Source organism: Kitasatospora paranensis (assembly GCF_039544005.1).
GTDB classification, from domain to species: Bacteria; Actinomycetota; Actinomycetes; order Streptomycetales; family Streptomycetaceae; genus Kitasatospora; species Kitasatospora paranensis.
On record NZ_BAABKV010000001.1, the window covers coordinates 2,999,393 to 3,021,192 of the forward strand.

Consider the following 21,800-nt stretch of genomic DNA (forward strand, 5'->3'; position numbering starts at 1 on the left):
TAGGGTCGTCGGATGACCGACCGGACGGACACCGCCGCGACCGCCCCCTCGCCCGCGCTGCTCGACGAGGCGGTCGCCGCCCTGCGCTCGCCCGACCCGGTGGTGCGCGACGAGCAGGCGTACACCCAGCTGGCCCGCTGGGTGCCGCTGCTGGCCCCGGAGCGGCGGCGGGCGCTCGGCGACCGGATGGCCGAGCGGTTCACCGACCCGGAGATCCAGGCGCGGACGTTCGCGCCGCTGGTGCTGGCCAGGATCGTCGGCTGCGGCGACCACGACCCGGCCTGGACGGCCGCCTTCACCGACTGGTACCTCGGCGAGCGCGACCTGCGCGGGCACGACGAGGAGCTCGGCTGGCTGCACGCCGTCGCGCACGGCGCCGACCTGCTGGCCGCGCTCGGCCGCTGCCCGCAGGTCGACCCTGCGCCGCTGCTGGCCACCGGCTGCGCCCGGCTGCTCACCCCCACGGGCCACCTGTTCGACGCGATGGAGGACGACCGGCTCGGCTTCGCGCTGGCCGTGGTGCTGACCCGCGCGGAGCTGACCGAGCAGCAGTCGCTGGAGTGGCTGGATCCGGTCGCCGCCGACTTCGCGGCGGCGGAGCCCGGGCCCGTCCCCCCGTACGCCTCGAACACCATGCGGACGCTGCGGGTGCTCTACCTGCTCGCGGACCGCGGTGTGCGGCCCGGGCGGTGGCAGGGGAGGCGGTGCCGCTGCGGCACGCGGCGGCCGTGCGCGAGCGGGTCGCCGCCGTCCTGGCGATGAACTCGCCGTACGCCGGATGAGGGATGAGCCCGCGTCGGAGCGGACACGCCCTAGGATTTCGTCCATGCGCAGCAGGGAGTACGGCCCCGACCTGACCCCGCCGTGGAAGCGGCAGGAGCCGGCGCCGGAGGTGGCCGCCGAGCGGGATCTCGTGGTGGAGGAGGCGGCCACCGGCTTCTGCGGGGCGGTGGTGCGCTGCGAGAAGACCGCGGAGGGGCTCACCGTCACCCTGGAGGACCGCTTCGGCAAGCACCGGGTGTTCCCGATGGTGCCGCGCGGGTTCCTGCTGGAGGGCCGGGTGGTGACCCTCGTCCGGCCGTCCGGCCCGGCACCTGCCCGCACGCCCGGGCTGACCGCCTCCGGCTCCGTCGCGGTGCCCGGCGCCCGGGCCCGGGTGGCCCGGGAGTCGCGGATCTACGTCGAGGGCCGGCACGACGCCGAGCTGGTCGAGCGGGTGTGGGGCGACGACCTGCGGATCGAGGGCGTGGTCGTGGAGTACCTGGAGGGCGTGGACGACCTGCCGGCGATCGTCGCGGAGTTCGGTCCCGGCCCGGGGCGGCGGCTCGGGGTGCTGGTCGACCACCTGCTGCCCGGCACCAAGGAGCACCGGATCGCGGCCCGGGTGACGGGCGACTCGGTGCTGGTCGTCGGCCACCCGTACATCGACGTCTGGCAGGCCGTGAAGCCCGCCGCCGTCGGCATCCCGGGCTGGCCCGAGGTGCCGCGCGGGGAGGTCTGGAAGGAGGGCGTCTGCCGCCGGCTGGGCTGGCCCGCCGACCCGCCCGCGGCCTGGAGGCGGATCCTCGCCTCGGTGAACTCCTACCGCGACCTCGACCCGGCCCTGCTCGGCCGGGTCGAGGAGCTCATCGACTTCGTGACGCAGCCGGAGTGAGCGGCGGTCGGTCGAACACCTGGAACTCGGAGGTGTCGAGGGAGACGCCCAGGACGTCCAGCGGGACGGGGGCGCCGAACCGGCTGGTCCTGGCGGACAGGTAGTCCGGCAGGCCCTTGGCGTTCTCCTCGGTCGGCTCGGTCAGGAGGGTGCACTCGCCCTGGAGCGGGTCGACGATCAGGTAGGCGGGGATGCCGCCCGCGGCGTACATCCCGCGCTTGGTGCGGTGGTCGCGGTCGGCACTGGTCTTGGAGACCACCTCGACGACCAGGGTGACGGCACCCGACGGCAGGAGCCGCCCCATCTCCTGGACGGCCCCGCGTTCGAAGACCACCAGATCGGGCTGGGGCTCGCTGGGCTCCCCCGGGATGGTGAGGTCCTGGGTCGTCAGAGCGCGCCACTGCCCGTACGGGACTTGGTGCTGGATCGAGGCGACGATCACGTTGTGGACCATGTCCGGCCCCGCCGTCATCACGATTTCCCCCGAATGAGCTCGGCCTTGAACCCTTCCGGGACCTCGAGATTCTCGTAGATCTCGCTGACCCGGTCGTCGATCGCAGTCATCGCTCACTCCCTCGGACGGCTGCTGCCAAGGTAACGGCCGTCAGTCGACGAGGTCACGCACGACGGCGTCGGCGAGGAGGCGGCCGCGCAGGGTCAGTGCGGCCCGGCCGGCGGCGTGGGCGGCGGGGTCGAGCAGGCCGTCCTCCAGGGCGCGGGCGGCGGCCTTGCGGCCGGTGTCGGTCAGCAGCTCCAGGGGGCAGCCGTCGACCAGGCGGAGCTCCAGCAGGATGCGCTCGACCCGGCGGTCCTCCTCGGCGAGGATCTCGCGGCCGAGCGCCGGGGTGCGGCCCTCGGCGAGGGCCTGGGCGTAGGCGGCGGGGTGCTTGGCGTTCCACCAGCGGACGCCGCCGACGTGGCTGTGCGCGCCGGGGCCGGCGCCCCACCAGTCGGCGCCCGTCCAGTACAGCTCGTTGTGGCGGCAGCGCCCGGCGTCGGTGGTCGCCCAGTTGGAGACCTCGTACCAGGCGTAGCCGGCCGCGCTCAGGGCCTGCTCGGCGATCAGGTAGCGGTCGGCGTGCACGTCGTCGTCGATCATCGGCAGTTCGCCGCGCTTGACCCGGGCGGCGAGCCGGGTGCCGTCCTCGACGATCAGCGAGTAGGCGGAGACGTGGTCGGGCGCGGCACCGATCGCGGCGTCCAGGGAGGCCCGCCAGTCGTCGTCGGACTCGCCGGGGGTGCCGTAGATGAGGTCGAGGTTGACGTGGTCGAAGCCGGCGGCGCGGGCCTCGGCGACGCAGGCCTCGGGGCGGCCGGGCGTGTGGTGGCGGTCGAGGACCTGGAGCACGTGGCGGCGGGCCGACTGCATGCCGAACGAGATCCGGTTGTAGCCGCCATCGCGCAGCTCGGCCAGGTAGGCGGGCCCGACGGACTCCGGGTTGGCCTCGGTGGTGACCTCGGCCCCGTCGGCCAGACCGAACTCGTCGCGGATCGCGCCGAGCATCCGGACGAGGTCGCGGGCCGGCAGCAGGGTGGGGGTGCCGCCGCCGAGGAAGACCGTCTCGACGGGCAGATCGGCCTCCCCGAGCACCGTCCGGGCGTGCCGGATCTCGGCGATCAGGTTGTCGGCGTACGTCTCCTGCGACGCCACCGCGCCCGAGGCGCGCAGCTCGGTGGCGGTGTAGGTGTTGAAGTCGCAGTAGCCGCAGCGGCTGGCGCAGTACGGCACGTGGACGTAGAAACCGAACGGACGCGTGCCGAGCCCGGCCAGGGCGTGGGCGGGCAGCGAACCGTCGGACGGCACGGGTTCGCCGTCGGGGAGTGCGGAGGGCATGCCCCCATTGTCCCGTACGGCCGGCGGTGGGACGCCGGCCGTACGGGAGGGGCGGGCCGGGCCCCCGCTATGCCTCGTTGGCGCCGGCGTACATGCCGGTGATGGCGTCGGCGTACGTCCGCTCGACGACCGGGCGCTTGATCTTGAGGCTCGGGGTCAGCTCGCCGTGCTCGATGTCGAGGTCGCGCGGCAGCAGGGTGAACTTCTTGATCGTCTGCCAGCGCTGGAGCTCGCCGTTGAGGCGCTTGACGAAGCCCTCGATCAGCTGGTGGGTCTCCGGGGCCGCGACGACCTCGGCGTAGCTCTTGCCCGCCAGGCCGTGCTCGGCGGCCCACGGCATGATCACCGTCTCGTCCAGGCCGATCAGCGCGGTGCAGAAGTTGCGCTGGTTGCCGATGACCAGGATGTTGCTCACGAACGGGCAGATCGCCTTGAACTTGCCCTCGACCTCGCTGGGTGCGACGTACTTGCCGCCGGAGGTCTTGAACATGTCCTTCTTGCGGTCGGTGATCCGCAGGTAGCCGTCCTTGTCGAGCTCGCCGATGTCGCCGGTGTGGAACCAGCCGTCGCTCTCCAGGACCTCGGCGGTCTGCTCGGGCATGTCGTGGTAGCCGCGCATCACGCCGGGGCCGCGCAGCAGGATCTCGCCGTCCTCGGCGATCCGGACCTCGGTGCCGGGCAGCGGCAGGCCGACGGTGCCGACCCGGACGTGGCCGTCGCGGTTGACAGTGGAGCCGGCCGAGGTCTCGGTGAGGCCGTAGCCCTCCAGGATCGGGACGCCGGCCCCCATGAAGAAGAAGCCGATCTCGGGGGCGAGCGCGGCACTGCCGGAGACCGAGCCGCGCATCCGGCCGCCGAACGCGGCGCGGATCTTGGCGTACACCAGCTTGTCGGCGACCGCGTGCTGCAGCCTGAGCCCGAGCGGGGCGCTCGCCGTGCCGGTGGCGATCTGGCTGGCCTGGGTGGTGTGCGCGTAGGCGCGGGCGACCCGCGCGGCCCACAGGAAGATCTTGTACTTGGCGCCGCCCTCGGCCCGGGCCTTGCCGGCGATGCCGTTGTAGACCTTCTCGAAGATCCGCGGGGCGGAGGCCATCAGGGTGGGCCGGATCGCCGGCAGGTTGTGGATGATGCGGTCCACCCGGCCGTCGACGGCCATCACGTGGCCGGTGGCGATCTGGCCGGAGATCAGCGTCTTGCCGAACACGTGCGACAGCGGCAGCCACATGAACTGCACGTCGTCGGCGCGCAGCAGCCCGCTCTCCTCCTGGGCCACCGCCTCGTACGCCCAGCAGTCGTGCACCAGCCGCACGCCCTTGGGGCGGCCGGTGGTGCCGGAGGTGTAGATCAGGGTGGCGAGCTGCTCGGGCGCCAGGGCGTCGACGGCCTTGTCGACGGCGTCCGGGTGGTCCACCAGGTAGGCGGTGCCGCGCTCCTCCAGCTCGGCCAGGGTGAGGACGGTCAGGCCCTCGGCCTCCGGCAGGCCGTCCGCGTCGTCGAACAGGACGACGGTCTCCAGGGCGGGCAGCTGGGCCTTCTCGGCCACCGCCTTGGCCAGCTGGGCGGCGTTCTCGGCGAAGAGCGCTCGGCTGCCCGAGTTGGCGAGGATGAAGGCCGTTTCGGCGGCATTGGTGCTGGGGTACACGGTGGTGGTGGCGGCACCGGCGCACATGTTCCCCAGGTCGGCGATGATCCACTCGACCCGGGTGGTGGCGGAGATCGCGACGCGGTCCTCGGCCTCGATACCGAGCGACATCAGGCCCGCGGCGACCGCCCGGACCCGCTCGGCGGTCTGGGCCCAGGTCAGCGAGCGCCACTGCTCCGCGCCGGGAGCACCGTCCGCGGCATGCTCGTCGACCGGAACCGGGTAGCGGTAGGCCTCACCGTCGGGTGTGGCCTTTACCCTGCTGAGGAAGAGGTGGGCCACGGAGGGCGGACGCCGCTCGATCATGGACTGCACGGAACTCAACGAGGACCTCCGAGGGGGCGGGTGGCCGAGAGAGGGATGTGGCCGTGGGGGCGACCGGACGACGCACCTTGTTAACCGGTGAGTAACAAGAACCAGGCAGCAGCCTAGGGGGTCACAGGCCGTTCCGTAAGGGGGTCTGTCCAGCTGACACCTCCACGGACCAGCAGTGCAAGCTCGACCCGCCCTGGCGACTGGGGCAGGCCTAGCACGAATTACCCAGTCGTGAGTAGACCCAAATGAGGATGCGCACATCCTCGTGGACGACGAGAGTGTCACGGTGCTGATCAGACTGTTGCGGGCCCACCTCGGGCCCTATCGCCAACCGATCCTCCTGCTGGTCCTCCTCCAGCTCATCTCGACGATCGGTGCCCTCTACCTGCCCACGCTGAACGCCGACATCATCGACAACGGCGTGATCAAGGGCGACACCGGCTACATCCTGCAGATCGGCGGCGCCATGGTCGCCGTCTCGCTGGCCCAGGCCGTGTGCTCGATCGGCGCCGTGTACTACGGCGCCCGAACCGCCATGGCGGTCGGCCGGGACATCCGCGCCACCGTCTTCGACCGGGTGCAGAGCTTCTCCGCGCGGGAGCTCGGCCAGTTCGGCGCGCCCTCCCTGATCACCCGCACCACCAACGACGTCCAGCAGGTCCAGATGCTGGTGCTGATGGCCTTCACGCTCATGGTGGCCGCACCCATCATGTGCGTCGGCGGCATCATCATGGCGCTCAACCAGGACGTCCCGCTCTCCGCCCTCCTGCTCGCCGTCGTCCCGCTGCTCGGCATCGTCGTGGTGCTGCTCATCCGCCGGCTGCGCCCGCAGTTCCGCGGCATGCAGCAGCGGATCGACGGCGTCAACCGGATCCTGCGCGAGCAGATCACCGGCATCCGGGTGATCCGCGCCTTCGTCAAGGACGGCCACGAGCAGGACCGCTTCGCCGGGGCCAACGGCGAGCTCGCCGACGTCTCGCTGCGGGTCGGCCGGCTGATGGCGTTCATGTTCCCCGCCGTCATGTCGGTGGTGAACATCTCCAGCATCGCCGTGCTCTGGTTCGGCGCCCACCGCATCGACAGCGGCGGGATGCAGATCGGCGCGCTGACGGCCTTCCTCTCCTACCTCATGCAGATCCTCATGAGCGTCATGATGGCCACCTTCATGTTCATGATGGTGCCGCGCGCCGAGGTCTGCGCCGAGCGCATCCAGGAGGTGCTGGACACCGACTCCAGCATCGTCCCGCCCACCGCGCCCGTCACCGAGCTGCAGGGCCACGGCCGCCTGGAGCTGCGCGACGTCGAGTTCCGCTACCCCGGCGCCGAGGTGCCGGTGCTGCGCGGCATCGACATCGTCGCCCGGCCCGGCGAGACCACCGCCGTCATCGGCTCCACCGGCGCGGGCAAGACCACCCTGCTCAGTCTGGTGCCCCGGCTGATCGACAGCACCGCGGGCCAGGTCCTGGTCAACGGCGTCGACGTCCGCGACATCGAGGCCGCCGCGCTCTCCGACGTGATCGGGCTCGTCCCCCAGAAGCCGTACCTGTTCTCCGGCACCGTCGCCAGCAACCTGCGCTACGGCCGGCCGAACGCCACCGACGAGGAGCTCTGGCACGCCCTCGCCACCGCCCAGGCCAAGGAGTTCGTCGAGAAGCTCCCCGAGGGCCTCGACGCCCCCATCGCCCAGGGCGGCTCCAACGTCTCCGGCGGCCAGCGCCAGCGCCTGGCCATCGCCCGCGCCCTGGTGCGCAAGCCCGAGATCTACCTCTTCGACGACTCCTTCTCGGCCCTGGACTACGCGACCGACGCCGCCCTGCGCCGGGCGCTGGCCGCCGAGACCGCCGACGCCACCGTGGTCATCGTCGCCCAGCGGGTGTCCACCATCCGCGACGCCGACCGGATCATCGTGCTCGACGAAGGCGCCGTCGTCGGCAGCGGCACCCACCAGGAACTCATGGCCGACAACCCGACCTACCGGGAGATCGTCCTCTCCCAGCTCACCGAACAGGAGGCGGCGTGACCACCCCCGGCAAGCCGGCCAAGGCCAGCGCCTCCCAGGAGGCCGCCGCCCGCCGCGGCCCGGCCGGCCCCGGCCGGTTCATGGGCGGCCAGGGCGCCGAGAAGTCCATGGACTTCAAGGGCTCCGGCAAGCGGCTGCTCTCCCTGATGCGGCCGCAGCGCAAGCTGCTGGCCGGCGTCCTGGCCCTCGGTACGCTCAGCATCGGCTGTGCCGTCACCGGCCCCAAGATCCTCGGCAACGCGACCGACCTGATCGTCGCCGGAGTGATGGGCAAGCAGTTCCCGCACGCCGCCACCAAGGCCCAGGCCGTCGAGCAGGCACGGCAGGCCGGCGGTTCGAAGCTGGCGGACCTCGTCTCCGCCACCGACTTCACCCCCGGCCAGGGGATGGACTTCGACGCCATCGGCACCGTGCTGCTCTGGGTGCTGGCGATCTACGTCGCGTCCGCGGTGTTCGGCATCATCCAGGGCCGGCTGGCCACCACCGCCATCCAGCGCACCGTCTACCGGCTGCGCCAGGACGTCGAGTCCAAGATCGCCCGGCTGCCGCTCAGCTACTTCGACAAGCAGCCGCGCGGCGAGGTGCTCAGCCGGGTCACCAACGACATCGACAACATCGGCCAGTCCATGCAGCAGACCATGGGCCAGGTGGTGAACTCCTGCTCACTATCGTCGGCGTGCTGGCCATGATGTTCTGGATCTCGCCGCTGCTGGCCGTCATCGCGCTCATCTCGGTGCCGCTCTCGGTCGTCGTCGCGACCAAGGTCGGCAAGCGGGCCCAGCCGCAGTTCGTCGCCCAGTGGCGGACGACCGGCGCGCTCAACGCCCACATCGAGGAGATGTACACCGGCCACGCCCTGGTGAAGGTCTTCGGCCGCCAGCAGGAGGCCGCGGAGATCTTCCGCAAGGAGAACGAGGCGCTCGCCGCGTCCAGCTTCCGCGCCCAGTTCATCTCGGGCATCATCCAGCCCGCGATGATGCTGATCGGCAACCTGAACTACGTGCTGGTCGCCGTCGTCGGCGGCCTGCGGGTGGCCAGCGGTGCGCTGTCCATCGGTGACGTCCAGGCGTTCATCCAGTACTCCCGGCAGTTCAGCCAGCCGCTCACCCAGGTCGCCTCGATGGCGAACCTGGTGCAGTCCGGCGTCGCCTCCGCCGAGCGGGTCTTCGAGCTCCTGGACGCCCCCGAGCAGAGCGCCGAACCGGCCATGCCGGAGCGCCCCGCGGAGATCGCCGGCCGGGTCTCGTTCGAGGACGTCGCCTTCCGGTACGAACTGGAGAAGCCGCTCATCGAGGGCCTCTCGCTCAAGGTCGAACCGGGCCAGACGGTCGCCATCGTCGGCCCGACCGGCGCCGGCAAGACCACCCTGGTCAACCTGCTGATGCGGTTCTACGAGGTCAGCGGCGGCCGGATCAACCTCGACGGGGTCGACATCGCCGCCATGTCCCGCGAGGAGCTGCGGGCCAACATCGGCATGGTGCTCCAGGACACCTGGCTGTTCGGCGGCACCATCGCCGACAACATCGCGTACGGCGCCGACGGCGCCACCCGCGAGCAGGTGGTCGAGGCCGCCAAGGCCGCGCACGTCGACCGGTTCGTCCGTACCCTGCCCGACGGCTACGACACCGTCATCGACGACGAGGGCACCGGTGTCAGCGCCGGCGAGAAGCAGCTGATCACCATCGCCCGGGCCTTCCTCGCCCAGCCGTCGATCCTCGTCCTCGACGAGGCGACGAGCTCGGTCGACACCCGCACCGAGGTGCTGATCCAGCGCGCGATGGCCCGGCTGCGGACCGGCCGGACCAGCTTCGTCATCGCCCACCGCCTCTCCACCATCCGGGACGCCGACCTGATCCTGGTGATGGAGAACGGCGCGATCGTCGAGCAGGGCTCGCACGACGACCTGATCACCGCCGAGGGCGCCTACCACCGCCTCTACCAGGCGCAGTTCGCCCAGGCGGTCGCCGAGGTCGACTGACCCCGGCCGGCCGTCACCGGCCCACCGCCCCGAGGGGAGGTCCCGCAGCAACGGGCCTCCCCTCCGGTCTGTCCGGACGACGGCGCCGGTGCGAGACTCGCCCTCATGGTCCCGTCCGACACACCGTCCGCCGACACACCGTCCACCGACGATCCGTCCGCCGACGATTCGTACGAATGCCGCTACGGCTGGACCCGCGGCGCGGCGGGTACGGCGGCCGGCGCCGGGCTGTTCGGCGCCGCCGCGCTGGGAAAGCTCCTCCTGGATGCCCCCGACACGCTGACGGCGGTCTGCTACGCCGTGGCGGCCATCGGCTCCGGGCTGAGCGCCGCCCTGCTTGCGGGCATCGCCACCGCGCATCGGGTCGCCCTGCGGATCGGCCCCGACGGCATCCTGCTGGGCACTCCCGTCCGGTACCTCGGGCGCCCCGTCCACGTGCCCTGGGCCGAGGTGGCCGCGGTCGAGATCCGGGACACGGCCGCACCGGCCGTCCGGATCCGCCGGCGCGCCGCGCCGACCGTGCAGCGGACCCTCGGCGCCGCCTTCACCGTGGACGGGGACCGGCTGCGCGAGGCCCTGCAGCACCACGCACCGGAGGTGCTGCCGATCGTCACCGGGCAGGCGTCCCGGCGCTCCTGACCGCACGTCCGCGCGCTACTGTGAAACGGTGACCGAGACCGACACCGCCGCCCTGGACGCCTTCGAGTCCCAGCGCCGCTACCTCGGCGCGGTGGCCTACCGGCTGCTCGGCTCGCTCACCGATGCGCAGGACGTGCTCCAGGAGGCCTGGCTGCGCTGGCAGGCCGTCGACCACGGCACGGTCGACGACCCCCGGGCGTACCTCACCACGGTCGTCACCCGGCTCTGCTACGACCAGCTCGGCTCCGCCCGGGTCCGCCGCGAGGCGTACTACGGCGAGTGGCTGCCCGAACCGCTGGTCTCCGCCGAGGACTCCCCCGCCGAACGCGCCGAACAGGGCGAGTCGGTCTCGCTCGCGGTGCTGGCCCTGATGGAGCACCTCACCCCCGCCGAACGCGCCGCCTTCGTCCTGCACGACGTCTTCGCCGTCGGCTTCGAGGAGATCGCCACCACCCTGGAGCGGACCCCCGAGGCGGCCCGGCAGCTGGCCTCCCGCGCCCGCCGGCGGGTTCGGGGCGGGGCCGCCCGCCGGGGCACCGTCGACCCGGTCGAGCACCGGCAGGCCGTCAGCGCCTTCGCCGCCGCCAGCGCCAACGGCGACATCCAGGGCCTGCTGGCGGTGCTCGACCCGGACGTGGTCTGGCACTCGGACGGCGGGGGCGTGGTCAGCGCCGGTGTCCGGCCGATCCTCGGCGCCGACCGGGTCTCCCGGCTGGTCGCCGGGCTGGTCGCCAAGTGGTGGACCCCGGGTGCCTCGGCCGTCGAGGCGACGGTCAACGGCGAGCCCGGGCTGGTGTTCCACGCCGCCGACGGGCAGGTCGGCGGCGTGATGGCGTTCACCGTCGCCGACGGCCTGATCACCGAGGCGTACATCGTGGTCAACCCGCAGAAGCTCACCCACGTGGCGCCGCCGGCCCTGTGACCGGGGTCACGGTCACACTCCGGCGGGGTGTCCCGTCCCCCTTCCGAACAGCGTGCAGCACCGCATCGGAGGAGTGACCGGAGATGACCGCGCAGCAGCACACCGAGCAGAGGCACATCGTCGTCCTGGGGGCCGGGTACGCCGGGCTGTCCGCCGCCACCGGGATCGGCCGGCGCCACCGGGTGACCCTGATCGCCCCCGAGACGCACTTCCTGCACCGCGTCCGGCAGCACGAGACCGCGGCCGGTCGGCCCGGACGCCGGCCCGCCATCGACCACGTCCTGCGCGGTCGCCGGGTGACCCACCACCAGGCCCGGGCCACCGCACTGGACCTGAACGCGCGCAAGGTCGTCCTGGACAGCGGCGAGGTCGTCGCGTACGACACCCTGGTGTACGCGCTGGGGAGCCGCACCGCCTTCCACGGCGTGCCAGGCGCCGCCGAGCACGGCTACCCCGCCGAGCGCGCCGCCGAGCTGCGGCAGCGGATCGCCGGAGCGGCCGCGCCGGGCACGATCGCCGTCGTCGGCGGCGGGGCCACCGGCATCGAGATGGCCGCGGAACTCGCCGAGGCCCACCCCGCGTGGCAGGTCGAGCTCGTCACCGCCGGCCGGGTCGGCGGCTGGTTCTCCGACCGCGGCCGGGCCCACGTGCTGGCCGCCCTCGACCGGCTCGGGGTGCACCTGCGGGAGCACACGGACGTCACCGGCGTCGAGCCGGACGGGCTGCTGACCGCGGACGGGCGCGTCCCGGCGGACCTGGTGGTGTGGGCCGCGTCGATGGAGCCGTACCCGCTGGCCGCCGAAGCAGGACTGGCGGTCGACCCGGACGGCCGGGCCCTGGTCGACGACCGGCTGCGCTCGACCTCGCATCCCGAGGTCCACGTGATCGGCGACGCGGCCGCCGTCGACGTCCCCGGCGTCGGCCGGCTGCGGATGGCGTGCGCGACCGCCCTGCCGATGGGCCGCTACACGGGCCGGCTGCTCTCCGGGCGGACGGCGGAGCCCTTCGCCTACCGGTACGTCGCGCAGTGCCTGAGCCTGGGCCGCAAGGACGGGCTGCTGCAACTGATCCACGGTGACGACTCGATGCGGACGGCGGCGCTGACCGGGTTCGGCGGGCGGCTCGCCAAGGCGGCGATCGTCAACGGCGTGGTGATGTCGCTGCGCTGACGCCGCCGGGCCCACGGCCGGCGGCAGCGGGCCCCGGCCGGCGGGTGCGGGCGCGGGCCCCGGACAACGGGGGGTGGGCCCCGGTTCGCGGCCGGGGCGGACGACGGAGGGCCGCCGCCCCGGGTGTCCGGTGCGGCGGCCCTCGGCGAGGCGCCCGTACGGCTAGGGCTACTTCTTCTCCTTCGGCGCCTCGGCGTCGGTGGAGAGCGCGGCGATGAAGGCCTCCTGCGGGACCTCGACCCGGCCGACCATCTTCATCCGCTTCTTGCCTTCCTTCTGCTTCTCCAGCAGCTTCCGCTTGCGGGAGATGTCACCGCCGTAGCACTTGGCGAGGACGTCCTTGCGGATGGCGCGGACGGTCTCACGGGCGATGACGCGCGAGCCGATGGCCGCCTGGATCGGCACCTCGAACTGCTGGCGCGGGATCAGCTTCTGCAGCTTGCCGGCCATCATCACGCCGTAGTTGTAGGCCTTGTCCTTGTGCACGATCGCGGAGAACGCGTCCACCGCGTCGCCGTGCAGCAGGATGTCGACCTTGACGAGGTCGGCCGTCTGCTCGCCGATCGGCTCGTAGTCGAAGGAGCCGTAGCCGCGGGTCTTGGACTTCAGGTGGTCGAAGAAGTCGAAGACGATCTCCGCGAGCGGCAGCGTGTAGCGCAGCTCCACGCGGTCCTCGGAGAGGTAGTCCATGCCCTGGAGGTTGCCGCGCCGGGCCTGGCAGAGCTCCATGATCGCGCCGACGAACTCGTTCGGCGCCAGGATGGTGCCCTTCACCACGGGCTCGTGGACCTCGGCGATCTTGCCGGTCGGGAACTCGCTCGGGTTGGTGACGGTGTGCTCGGTACCGTCCTCCATCACCACCCGGTAGATCACGTTCGGGGCGGTGGAGATCAGGTCGAGGTTGAACTCGCGCTCCAGCCGCTCCCGGATGATCTCCAGGTGGAGCAGCCCGAGGAAGCCGCAGCGGTAGCCGAAGCCGAGCGCGACCGAGGTCTCCGGCTCGTACACCAGGGCGGCGTCGTTGAGGCGCAGCTTGTCCAGGGCGTCGCGCAGCAGCGGGTAGTCCGAGCCGTCCAGCGGGTACAGGCCGGAGAACACCATCGGACGCGGGTCCTTGTAGCCGCCCAGCGCCTCGGTCGCACCCTTGTGCATCGAGGTGATGGTGTCACCGACCTTGGACTGCCGGACGTCCTTCACGCCGGTGATGATGTAGCCCACCTCGCCGACGCCCAGGCCGTCGGCGACCTTCGGCTCCGGCGAGATGACACCGATCTCCAGCAGCTCGTGGGTGGCGCCGGTCGACATCATCGCGATCCGCTCGCGCTTGGTGAGCTGGCCGTCGACGACACGGACGTAGGTGACGACGCCGCGGTAGGAGTCGTACACCGAGTCGAAGATCATCGCGCGGGCGGGGGCGTCCTTGACGCCGACCGGCGCCGGGATCCGCTCGACCACGTGGTCGAGCAGCTCCGGCACGCCGAGGCCGCTCTTGGCGCTGACCTTGAGCACGTCCTCCGGGTCGCAGCCGATGATGTGCGCGAGCTCGGCGGCGTACTTCTCCGGCTGGGCGGCCGGCAGGTCGATCTTGTTGAGGACCGGGATGATCGTGAGGTCGTTCTCCAGCGCCAGGTAGAGGTTGGCGAGGGTCTGCGCCTCGATGCCCTGCGCGGCGTCGACCACGAGGATCGTGCCCTCGCACGCGGCGAGCGAGCGGGACACCTCATAGGTGAAGTCGACGTGGCCCGGGGTGTCGATCATGTTGAGGATGTGGGTGGTGCCGGCGCCCGCACCGGTCGTCGGCGCCCACGGGAGGCGCACGGCCTGCGACTTGATGGTGATGCCGCGCTCGCGCTCGATGTCCATGCGGTCGAGGTACTGGGCGCGCATCTGCCGGGGGTCGACGACGCCCGTGATCTGCAGCATCCGGTCGGCGAGCGTCGACTTGCCGTGGTCGATGTGGGCGATGATGCAGAAGTTGCGGATCACCGCCGGGTCGGTCCGGCTGGGCTCTGGCACATTGCTGGGGGTCGCGGGCACCTTGGTCCGATTCTCCGTGTGGTCCGGGGGCCGGGGTGTCCGGGTCATCGCTGACCGGCTTCCCGGGGACCGGACGGTCTCGTCCGATCGATATGGCTCACCCCATCCTCCCACGAGCGCGGGGCGCCCTGCCGGGCAGCTCTTCCGGCCGGCGCCCGGGGCCGGGCAGGATACGGTCGCATGATCCTTGAGAGCGCACTGCTGGACGTCCGCCCCGGCCAGGAGGAGGCCTTCCTCGCCGCCTTCGGCACGGCCCGGGAGCTGATCGCCGTCCAGCGCGGGTTCCGCGGCCTGGAGCTGCGGCGATGCCTGGACGAGGGGCTCGGCTCGCGGTTCCTGCTGCAGGTGGAGTGGGAGACGCTCGCCGACCACACCGAGGGCTTCCGCCGCTCCCCGAGTACCTGCGGTGGCGGGAGCTCCTGCACCACTTCTACGACCCGTTCCCGGCCGTCGAGCACTACGGCGAGCCGGTGCTCACCGCTCCCCCGGCGGCCGCAGAGGGGTGAGGAGCGGGCGGGTGGGCGGAGCCGGCGGGTGGCGCGGGTGGGCGGAGCCGGTGGGCGGCGCGGCCTCGCGTACTCCGGATCGCGTGCGCCGGTTTGGGTGCGGGATGGCGGCCCTGGTAGCGTGGGGCGCTGCAACTGGCTTCGGCATGCCCTCTCAGCACGCCCGGAACCACCGCGCCGCCTCCGGCGGTGCGACGCAATCCATCAGCACCGATGACACAGACTGAGGCTCCTTCGTGGCGAACATCAAGTCCCAGATCAAGCGCAACAAGACCAACGAGAAGGCGCGCCTGCGCAACAAGGCCGTCAAGTCCTCGCTGAAGACCGCCATCCGCAAGGCCCGCGAGGCCGCTGCCGCCGGCGAGACCGAGAAGGCCACCGCGCTGGCCCGCACGGCCGCCAAGGCCCTCGACAAGGCCGCCAGCAAGGGCGTCATCCACAAGAACCAGGCTGCGAACAAGAAGTCGGCGATCACCAAGCTCGTCAACGCCGCCTGACGCACTCCTGTGGGTCACTGCACGCAGTGACACTCCCGGGCCCCGCCCGGACCGGACGGCGCGACCGCGGCCCTCTACCCGCCCGCACCGACCACCTCCTCGGACCAGCACCGGCCCTCTACCCGGAGCCCGAGGCGCACGACTCCGTACCGCACGCGGCCTGCGTTCGCCACGCGGGTGCGGTACCTCTGAACCATCGCGAACCGTCTGGTGACAGCCGGCTCGCCCGCTGCCCGTCCGGTCTCCACCGGGCGGGCAGTCGGCGTTTGCGGCCGTGGGCACTTGCGGCGGCGGGCGCTGCGCGGGGTCACCCGGACGCGCGGGGTGGACGAACGGTGACCCTCTGCATTCGCCTGTTCACCGGTATGGTTCGGTGCGACCACACCGCCGGACGGCCGACCGGGAGCCCCCATGTCGACACCACCACTGCCGCCGCAGGCGTCGACGCCGCAGGGTGTCCCGCCGCACTACGCCGGTGCCGGGGGCGGTGCATACACGCCGACGCAGGTCCGATCGCCCGAGCCGTTCTCCGGGCAGGGTGGTGGGCCCGGCGGCGGGCCGTACGCCGGGCAGGGCGGTGAGCAAACCGCCTCGCGCGGGCGGCGGCGCTCCCGCGGTGTGCTGTGGGGTGTCGGCGGCGTCCTGGTCGCGTCAGCGGTGTGGGCGGCGGCGGTGCTGACCGTCCCGCGGCTGGTGGCGACCGGCGACCCGGCGCCCGGCACCGGCCCCTACCGGCTGGTCGACGACCTGTGCAGCACGGCGCGGGTCGCGACCTTCAACCAGCTGTACCCCACCCAGTCCGGCCGGCCCTACCACTACTCGACCCGGCATCCGGCCCTGGACGACATGTACTGCAGCCAGTACCTGAAGAAGACCGGCGCCGACAGCGACTACGTCTCCCTCTACGTGGAGGCACAGCTGCACAAGGCGGTGAACCCGAAGCCGGAGTTCGAGGCGCAGCGCGCCGGGCTCGAACAGCGCCGCTACCAGATCAGCTCCGTGCCCGACCTCGGGCAGGAGGCCTACGTCGGCTACCTCGACGACCCGAGCACCTCCGACTCCAGCTGGCACTACATCACCCAGGTGCTCTACGTCCGCGACCGCGGCCTCACGTACTACCTGAGCTGGTCGGGCTCCTTCCAGGACGGCAAGACCTCCCCGCCGGACCGCGAGCAGATCCGACAGGCCCTGCTCATCGACAGCCGGGACGTACTGAAGGCCCTCGGCGGATCCTGATCGCGGCTCCCGACCACGGCGGGTCCGCCCGAATCATGGCAGGTCCGCCCGAACGGCCCTCGAGGGCCGTCAGTAGGGACGGGCGCCGGAACGGGACGCGCGGGCCACGGCCACCACGGCCCGTTCCAGGGCGTACGCCGGGTCGTCGGAGCCGCCCTTGACGGCGGCGTCGGCCGCGGCGACGGCGGTGAGGGCAGCGGCCACGCCGTCGCCCGTCCAGCCGCGCATCTGCTGACGGACCCGGTCGACCTTCCACGGCGGCATGCCCAGTTCGCGGGCGAGGTCGGCCGGCCGCATCGAGCGGCCGGCCGATGCCAGCCGGCCGATGCTGCGGACGCCGGAGGCCAGCGCGTAGGTGATGCCGGTGGGCGGCTGGCCCACCGCGAGCGCCCACCGCAGCCGCTCCAGTGCCTCGGCCGCCCGGCCCGTGACGGCGAGGTCGGCGACCTCGAAGCCGGTCGCCTCGGCGCGGCCGCTGTAGTAGCGGGCCACGGCGGCCTCGTCGATGGTGCCCTCGATGTCGGCGGTGAGCTGGCTGCACGCGGCGGCCAGCTCCCGAAGGTCGCTGCCGAGGGAGTCCAGCAGTGCCTGGCAGGCCTCGGGGGCGGCCGCCCGGCCGAGCCGGCGGAACTCGTTGCGGACGAACGCCAGTTTGTCGCTGCTCTTCGTCAGCTTGGCGCACTGCACCTCGCGGGCCCCGGCCTTCTTCGCCGCGTCCAGCAGGCCCTTGCCCTTGGCGGCGCCCGCATGCACGAGGATCAGGATGACCTCCTCGGCCGGCGCCTCGATGTAGGCCTTGACCTCCTTCACGGAGTCCGCACCCAAGTCCTGCGCCGCCCGCACGACGATCACCTTGCGCTCGGCGAACAGCGACGGGGTGGTCAACTCGGCGAGGCCGCCGGGCTGGAGACCCCCGGGGGAAGGTCGCGGACATCGGTGTCGGGGTCGGCGGCCCGGGCCGCCGCAACCACCTCGGCGACTGCGCGGTCGAGCAGCAGCTCCTCCTGGCCGACCGCGAGGGTCAGCGGGGCGAGCAGGTCGTCGGGTGCACTCTTCCTGGCCATCGCGTACCAGGATCGCACGGGCCGGTGACACCGTGGGCCGACGCCCGGGGACACCCCGCGCCCGCGGTCGGTGACACCCCGGGGAGACCGTCGGCGGCGGCGTCCGGAGAATGGTGCCGTGACCGAGAACCGCACCCGCCAACTGCTCGTCCTGCCCGATCGCGACGCCGCCGAGGACGCCCTGGAGGAGCTGTCCGTCCGCTTCCCCGACCTGGAGGCGCCCGAGCTGGTCAGGGACGCCCTGGCCGGGGAGGACGACGCCGAGGACGTCCAGTGGCTCATCGTGCTGGAGGCACCCGAGACCGGCGGCTGGACGGCCGCGCTGCTGGCCGAACTCGACGCGGTGGCGAGCGCTCAGGACGGCTGGCGCGAGGAGGACTGAGCGAGGAGGACCGAGGGGGAGCGAGCGAACAGGACTGGGCAAAGAGGACTGAGCGGCCGAGGGTAGGCCCGAGCAGCCGCCCTGGCAGAGAAGGTGCCACGGGCGGGGCGGCGGGCCGGAGCTGGGTGGTACCGGCAAACCCTGGTTGCGCGGCGGGCCGCGGGCCGATGATGGGGCTCATGGCCATGGACCGCCGAGAACTCGCCGACTTCCTCCGTCGCTCCCGTGAGCGCCTGACCCCGCAGGATGTCGGGTTGGCGGGCGGCAGCCGACGCCGCACCCCGGCCTGCGGCGCGAGGAGGTGGTCCAGCTGGCCGGGATGTCCGCCGACTACTACATCCGGCTCGAACAGGCCCGCGGCCCGCAGCCGTCCCTCCAGATGCTCGGTTCGCTGGCCCGCGCGCTGCGCCTGTCCGAGGACGAACGTGACCACCTCCATCTGCTGGCCGGCCACCGCCCGCCCGCCGGGCGGCATGCCGGCGAGTACATCCGGCCGGCCCTGCTGCACCTCCTCGACCGGCTGACCGGGACCCCCGCCCAGATCCTCAGCGACCTCGGCGACCTGCTCGCGCAGAACGCCATGGCGACCGCGCTCTTCGGCAGCGTCTGCTCGCTGCGCGTGGACGAGCGCAACGTCGTGTGGCGGTGGTTCGCCGACCCGACGGTGCGTCAGGCCTACCCTTCGGAGGAGCGCGACCACTGGAGCCGCGTCCACGTCGCGGACCTGCGTGCGGCCGTGGCCCGGCGGGCCGACGACCCGTCGGCCGCGGCCCTGGTCGCCCGGATCCGCGCCGCCAGCGAGGAGTTCGCCCGCCTCTGGGACCTCCACGAGGTGGCCGTCCGGCGCACCAGCCGGATGTGCGTGGACCACCCGGTCGTCGGCCCGATCACCCTGGACTGCGAGACCCTGCTGACGCCGACCGAGGACCAGCGCCTGCTGCTCTTCACTCCTCCCCGGGATCGGCCGCCACCGGACACCTGGAGCTGCTCCGTGTCGTCGGCACCGAACGCTTCGCGGACACGACCGCGGGCACGGCTGCGGGCACAACCGCAGACGGGCCCGGAAGCCGCGGCTGACGGGGAGCGCGACGCCGGGTGGAGCCGCCTCACGGCCGTCTGCCGGACAGGTGGGTCGCCACGGCCAGTCCGGGGCCGCCGCCCAGGACGGCGAGGTCGCCGGACCGGTCCGTCCTCAGCACGGACGCCCCGAGCGCCCGCAGACGGTCCACGGTGCGCGGGGCCGGATGCCCGTACGGGTTGTCGGCTCCGCAGGAGATCAGGGCGAGGCGCGGGTGCAGCTCCTCGGTCAGGGCCCAGTCCTGGTTCGCGGAGCCGTGGTGCGCGACCTTGAGCACGTCCACCCGGCCGGGCGCACGTCCGTGGTGCAACAGGGCAGCCTGGGCGGGCGGTTCGAGATCCCCGAGGAGGGCGAGGCGCAGCGGCCCGGCCGGGCCGGCGAGGGTGACCAGCAGCGCGATGCTGGCGTTGTTGGCGCCGGGCGTGGCCGGGCCCAGCGGGCCGTCCGGCCACAGCACGTCCCAGGCCAGGGTCGGGCCCGCCGTCCGGTGCTCGCCGGGCACGGCGGGCAGGACCGGGACGCCCGCGGACACCGCCCAGTGCAGGACGCGGGCCTGCTCGGTCGCCGGGGTTCCGAGGGTCGTCACCTCCACGGCTCCCACGCTCCGGTCGTGGAGGACTCCTGGGAGGCCCTCGACGTGGTCGGCGTGGAAGTGGCTGAGGATCAGCAGCGGGATGCGGGTGATGCCGAGGGAGCGGAGGCAGGTGTCCGCCGCACCCGGGTCGGGGCCGCTGTCCACCACGACCGCCGTCCCGGGACCGGTCGGCAGGACCGCCATGTCGCCCTGGCCGACGTCGCACAGGACGAAGCGCCAGCCCGGCGGCGGCCAGCCGGTGGCGAGCCTGACGAGCACGGGCGGGCGCAGCAGCGCGGTGGCGAGCACCAGTGCCACGACCACGATCAGCGCGGCTCTGACCCGGGTCGGGACGGCACGGCCCGCGGCGAGGACCGCGGGCGCGGCTGCGCAGACCGCCAGCGTGGTGACGGCGAGCAGGGCCGCGCCGGCCGGGCCGGCGGGCCAGCCGAACTGGGCGCCCGGCAGCTCGGCCCCGTGCCGGGCCACGGTGACCAGCCAGCCCGCGGGCAGGGCTGCGAGGTCGGCGATCGCCCGGGCGAGGCCGGGTGCGAGCGGCTCGACGACGAGCGCGGCGAAGCCGAGCAGGGTGGCCGGGGCGACGGCCGCCTCCGCCAGGAGGTTGCAGGGAACGGCCACCAGGCTCACCCGGGGTGCGAGCAGGATCGTGACGGGTGCGCAGCAGGCCTGGGCCGCAGCGGTCGCGGCGACCGCGGTCGCCAGGTGGCCCGGCCAGCCGCGGCCGCGCAGGACGTCCGACCAGCGCGGGGCAAGGACGAACAGCCCGCCGGTGGCCAGGGTGGACAGCAGGAACCCGTACGACCGGGCCAGGAACGGGTCGGCCAGGATCAGCAGCAGGACGGCGGCGGAGAGGACCGGGAGGCCTTGGCGCGGCCGGCCGGTGGCCAGTGCCACCAGCCCGATGAGGCCGGTGGCGGCGGCGCGCAGGACGCTCGGGTCGGGGCGGCAGACGGTGACGAAGGCGAGGGTGAGGCAGGTACCGGCGACCGCGGTCGTCCGCAGCGGCAGACCCAGCAGCCCGGCCAGTCCGCCGCGCGCGGTGCGGTGGACGGATTCGCGGCGGGGCGAGCCCAGCAGCAGAGCGAGGACCACGGCCAGATTGGCGCCGCTGACCGCGGTGAGGTGTCCGAGGTCGGTGGCGCGGAACGCTTCGCGCAGGTCTGCGGGCAGTCGCGAGGTGTCGCCGACGACCAGGCCGGGGAGCAGGCCGCGGGTGTCGCCCGGCAGATGATCGCAGGCTCTTCGCAGGCCGGTGCGCAGCCGGGCCGCCAGGCGCTGCGCGGCTCCGGCCCGGGCCAGCAGCCGGGGCGGGCCATGGGCCGTGAGCAGGGCGGCGCTCTCCTGGTCGTGGTCGCCGGGCGGGCCGACCAGCACGTCGGCCGCGACGCGGACGGACGGGATCAGCTGCTGCCAGGCGGGGATGTCCCGGGCCCGCACGAGCACGGTCACGGGGGTGTGGGTACGGATGACGGACCCGCCCGGGGCGGATGGGGCGTGGTCGGGTCGGCCGGGTAGTTGCACGCGGTCCACCACGGCGTCGAGGGTCAGTACGTCCTGGCCCGGCGTGGTGGTGCCGGCCCGGCCGGCGGTCGTCCGCGGATCCCCCGTGACGGTGAGGTCGACGGAGAGCTCGGCCCGCGCGGCGGTGGCGTCGAGCACGGCCGCCGGGGTGCCGGAGCTCGCCGCCTCGGTGTTGGGGGCTGCCGACGCGGAGTCCGGGGTGGGTGGGGCCGCCGGGGTGACGGGCTCGGGTGACGTGACGGGCTCGGGTGACGTGACGGGGGTCGCCGGGAGGCGGGCCAGCTCGGGGATGGGTCCGCGGTGGAGGTCTGCGGTGTGCAGGACGGTGGTGGCCGTCGCGGCGGCAACGGTCAGTAGGACGGCCGCGAGCAGCGGCGTGGCCGGGTGGATCCGTGCCGTACGGACGCGTCGGCGCAGCAGCACGACCGGCGCGGGAACGGCGAGGACGGCTGCGGCGGCGAGCAGCCACGGGTGGTGGCGCGGCTCGACGCCGAGGACGGCGGAGGTGGCCGCCCAGGCGGCGAGCGCCGGCAGGAGGAGTCTCAGGTCCGCGGCCGGCCTGCTGGCCGACGGCGGACCGGCGGACGGTCCTGCCGCGGCCTCGGGCGGGTGCCCGGGGCCGCGGCAGGGACGGTCGGCCTGGGCGCCCGGCAGCCGGGCGCCGGGGCGCGTCATGGTGGTGCCTCCTCTCGGAGCAGAGCCCGGGTGAGG

Annotated in this window: 15 protein-coding genes and 5 pseudogenes; 14 read left to right on the plus strand and 6 right to left on the minus strand. The window is 73.2% G+C overall.

Translation table 11 applies throughout. The features are described 5' to 3' along the window. Positions 1-12 precede the first annotated feature (12 nt). A complete protein-coding gene (locus tag ABEB13_RS14675) occupies positions 13-762 on the plus strand; it encodes a DUF2785 domain-containing protein (RefSeq protein ID WP_345705879.1) in 750 nt (249 codons plus the stop codon). A 64-nt stretch (positions 763-826) separates the two neighbouring features. Next, positions 827-1,654: a DUF3097 domain-containing protein gene (locus ABEB13_RS14680; protein ID WP_345705880.1), complete on the plus strand. Its 828-nt coding sequence runs from the start codon at positions 827-829 to the stop codon at positions 1,652-1,654. Here ABEB13_RS14680 and ABEB13_RS14685 read toward each other — a convergent pair. From ABEB13_RS14685 to ABEB13_RS14695, 3 genes are all read right to left on the minus strand, one after another. Next, a complete protein-coding gene (locus ABEB13_RS14685) occupies positions 1,626-2,126 on the minus strand; it encodes a Uma2 family endonuclease (protein ID WP_345705881.1) in 501 nt (166 codons plus the stop codon). The two genes, ABEB13_RS14680 and ABEB13_RS14685, sit on opposite strands and share 29 nt — an antisense overlap. Before the next feature lie 132 nt (positions 2,127-2,258). Beyond that, on the minus strand, positions 2,259-3,488 hold the full coding sequence (gene hemW, locus ABEB13_RS14690; RefSeq protein WP_345705882.1) for a radical SAM family heme chaperone HemW: 1,230 nt from the start codon (positions 3,486-3,488) through the stop codon (positions 2,259-2,261). Between the two features lie 67 nt (positions 3,489-3,555). Beyond that, the gene (locus ABEB13_RS14695; protein WP_345705883.1) at positions 3,556-5,454 is read right to left on the minus strand and encodes an AMP-dependent synthetase/ligase; all 1,899 of its coding nucleotides are present in this window, start codon (positions 5,452-5,454) and stop codon (positions 3,556-3,558) included. Between the two features lie 277 nt (positions 5,455-5,731). On the opposite strand from ABEB13_RS14695, the gene ABEB13_RS14700 reads away from it, so the two are divergent. The 5 genes and pseudogenes from ABEB13_RS14700 to ABEB13_RS14720 all read left to right on the plus strand — a co-directional run bounded on the left by ABEB13_RS14700 (position 5,732) and on the right by ABEB13_RS14720 (position 12,173). Continuing rightward, entirely contained in the window at positions 5,732-7,465 is a 1,734-nt protein-coding gene (locus ABEB13_RS14700) for an ABC transporter ATP-binding protein (protein ID WP_345709669.1), read from the plus strand. A gap of 80 nt (positions 7,466-7,545) precedes the next feature. Beyond that, a pseudogene (locus ABEB13_RS14705) lies at positions 7,546-9,443 on the plus strand (ABC transporter ATP-binding protein). 105 nt (positions 9,444-9,548) lie between these two features. Next, entirely contained in the window at positions 9,549-10,082 is a 534-nt protein-coding gene (locus ABEB13_RS14710; protein WP_345705884.1) for a hypothetical protein, read from the plus strand. Positions 10,083-10,110: 28 nt separating this feature from the next. Then, the gene (gene sigJ, locus ABEB13_RS14715; protein ID WP_345705885.1) at positions 10,111-11,004 is read left to right on the plus strand and encodes an RNA polymerase sigma factor SigJ; all 894 of its coding nucleotides are present in this window, start codon (positions 10,111-10,113) and stop codon (positions 11,002-11,004) included. Positions 11,005-11,087: 83 nt separating this feature from the next. Continuing rightward, positions 11,088-12,173, plus strand: a complete 1,086-nt coding sequence (locus ABEB13_RS14720; protein ID WP_345705886.1) for an NAD(P)/FAD-dependent oxidoreductase — start codon at positions 11,088-11,090, stop codon at positions 12,171-12,173. Positions 12,174-12,341: 168 nt separating this feature from the next. Here ABEB13_RS14720 and lepA read toward each other — a convergent pair whose 3' ends face one another. Next, positions 12,342-14,210 (minus strand): translation elongation factor 4, encoded by a 1,869-nt coding sequence (gene lepA / locus ABEB13_RS14725; protein WP_345705887.1) that lies wholly within the window; start codon positions 14,208-14,210, stop codon positions 12,342-12,344. A gap of 180 nt (positions 14,211-14,390) precedes the next feature. On the opposite strand from lepA, the pseudogene ABEB13_RS14730 reads away from it, so the two are divergent. The 4 genes and pseudogenes from ABEB13_RS14730 to ABEB13_RS14745 form a co-directional block, all read left to right on the plus strand. Continuing rightward, positions 14,391-14,546: pseudogene (locus ABEB13_RS14730) on the plus strand (antibiotic biosynthesis monooxygenase family protein); the annotation flags it as partial. Positions 14,547-14,560: 14 nt separating this feature from the next. After that, positions 14,561-14,716 carry a hypothetical protein gene (locus tag ABEB13_RS14735; RefSeq protein WP_345710007.1) on the plus strand — a complete coding sequence of 52 codons (156 nt, stop codon included), beginning with the start codon at positions 14,561-14,563 and terminating at the stop codon, positions 14,714-14,716. Between the two features lie 236 nt (positions 14,717-14,952). Further along, positions 14,953-15,213: a 30S ribosomal protein S20 gene (rpsT, locus tag ABEB13_RS14740; RefSeq protein WP_100890302.1), complete on the plus strand. Its 261-nt coding sequence runs from the start codon at positions 14,953-14,955 to the stop codon at positions 15,211-15,213. 411 nt (positions 15,214-15,624) lie between these two features. Then, the gene (locus tag ABEB13_RS14745) at positions 15,625-16,449 is read left to right on the plus strand and encodes a hypothetical protein (RefSeq protein ID WP_345705888.1); all 825 of its coding nucleotides are present in this window, start codon (positions 15,625-15,627) and stop codon (positions 16,447-16,449) included. A gap of 69 nt (positions 16,450-16,518) precedes the next feature. Here the strand turns inward: ABEB13_RS14745 and holA are convergent. After that, positions 16,519-17,513: pseudogene (holA, locus tag ABEB13_RS14750) on the minus strand (DNA polymerase III subunit delta). Positions 17,514-17,631: 118 nt separating this feature from the next. On the opposite strand from holA, the gene ABEB13_RS14755 reads away from it, so the two are divergent. The 3 genes and pseudogenes from ABEB13_RS14755 to ABEB13_RS14765 form a co-directional block, all read left to right on the plus strand. Next, positions 17,632-17,895 (plus strand): hypothetical protein, encoded by a 264-nt coding sequence (locus ABEB13_RS14755; RefSeq protein ID WP_345705889.1) that lies wholly within the window; start codon positions 17,632-17,634, stop codon positions 17,893-17,895. Positions 17,896-18,214: 319 nt separating this feature from the next. Beyond that, a pseudogene (locus tag ABEB13_RS14760) lies at positions 18,215-18,271 on the plus strand (hypothetical protein); the annotation flags it as partial. 144 nt (positions 18,272-18,415) lie between these two features. Continuing rightward, positions 18,416-18,790: pseudogene (locus tag ABEB13_RS14765) on the plus strand (MmyB family transcriptional regulator); the annotation flags it as partial. 211 nt (positions 18,791-19,001) lie between these two features. Here ABEB13_RS14765 and ABEB13_RS14770 read toward each other — a convergent pair. Then, positions 19,002-21,764 (minus strand): ComEC/Rec2 family competence protein, encoded by a 2,763-nt coding sequence (locus tag ABEB13_RS14770; RefSeq protein ID WP_345705890.1) that lies wholly within the window; start codon positions 21,762-21,764, stop codon positions 19,002-19,004. Positions 21,765-21,800: the final 36 nt, after the last annotated feature.

What these genes read in the sequence shown, in the direction of transcription:
- ABEB13_RS14680 (WP_345705880.1), top strand. Translation starts at nt 827, where the DNA reads ATGCGCAGCAGGGAGTACGGCCCCGACCTGACCCCGCCGTGGAAGCGG.
- ABEB13_RS14770 (WP_345705890.1), bottom strand. Translation starts at nt 21,764, where the DNA reads ATGACGCGCCCCGGCGCCCGGCTGCCGGGCGCCCAGGCCGACCGTCCC.
- ABEB13_RS14685 (WP_345705881.1), bottom strand. Translation starts at nt 2,126, where the DNA reads ATGACGGCGGGGCCGGACATGGTCCACAACGTGATCGTCGCCTCGATC.
- ABEB13_RS14675 (WP_345705879.1), top strand. Translation starts at nt 13, where the DNA reads ATGACCGACCGGACGGACACCGCCGCGACCGCCCCCTCGCCCGCGCTG.
- ABEB13_RS14710 (WP_345705884.1), top strand. Translation starts at nt 9,549, where the DNA reads ATGGTCCCGTCCGACACACCGTCCGCCGACACACCGTCCACCGACGAT.
- ABEB13_RS14745 (WP_345705888.1), top strand. Translation starts at nt 15,625, where the DNA reads ATGTCGACACCACCACTGCCGCCGCAGGCGTCGACGCCGCAGGGTGTC.
- ABEB13_RS14720 (WP_345705886.1), top strand. Translation starts at nt 11,088, where the DNA reads ATGACCGCGCAGCAGCACACCGAGCAGAGGCACATCGTCGTCCTGGGG.
- hemW (WP_345705882.1), bottom strand. Translation starts at nt 3,488, where the DNA reads ATGCCCTCCGCACTCCCCGACGGCGAACCCGTGCCGTCCGACGGTTCG.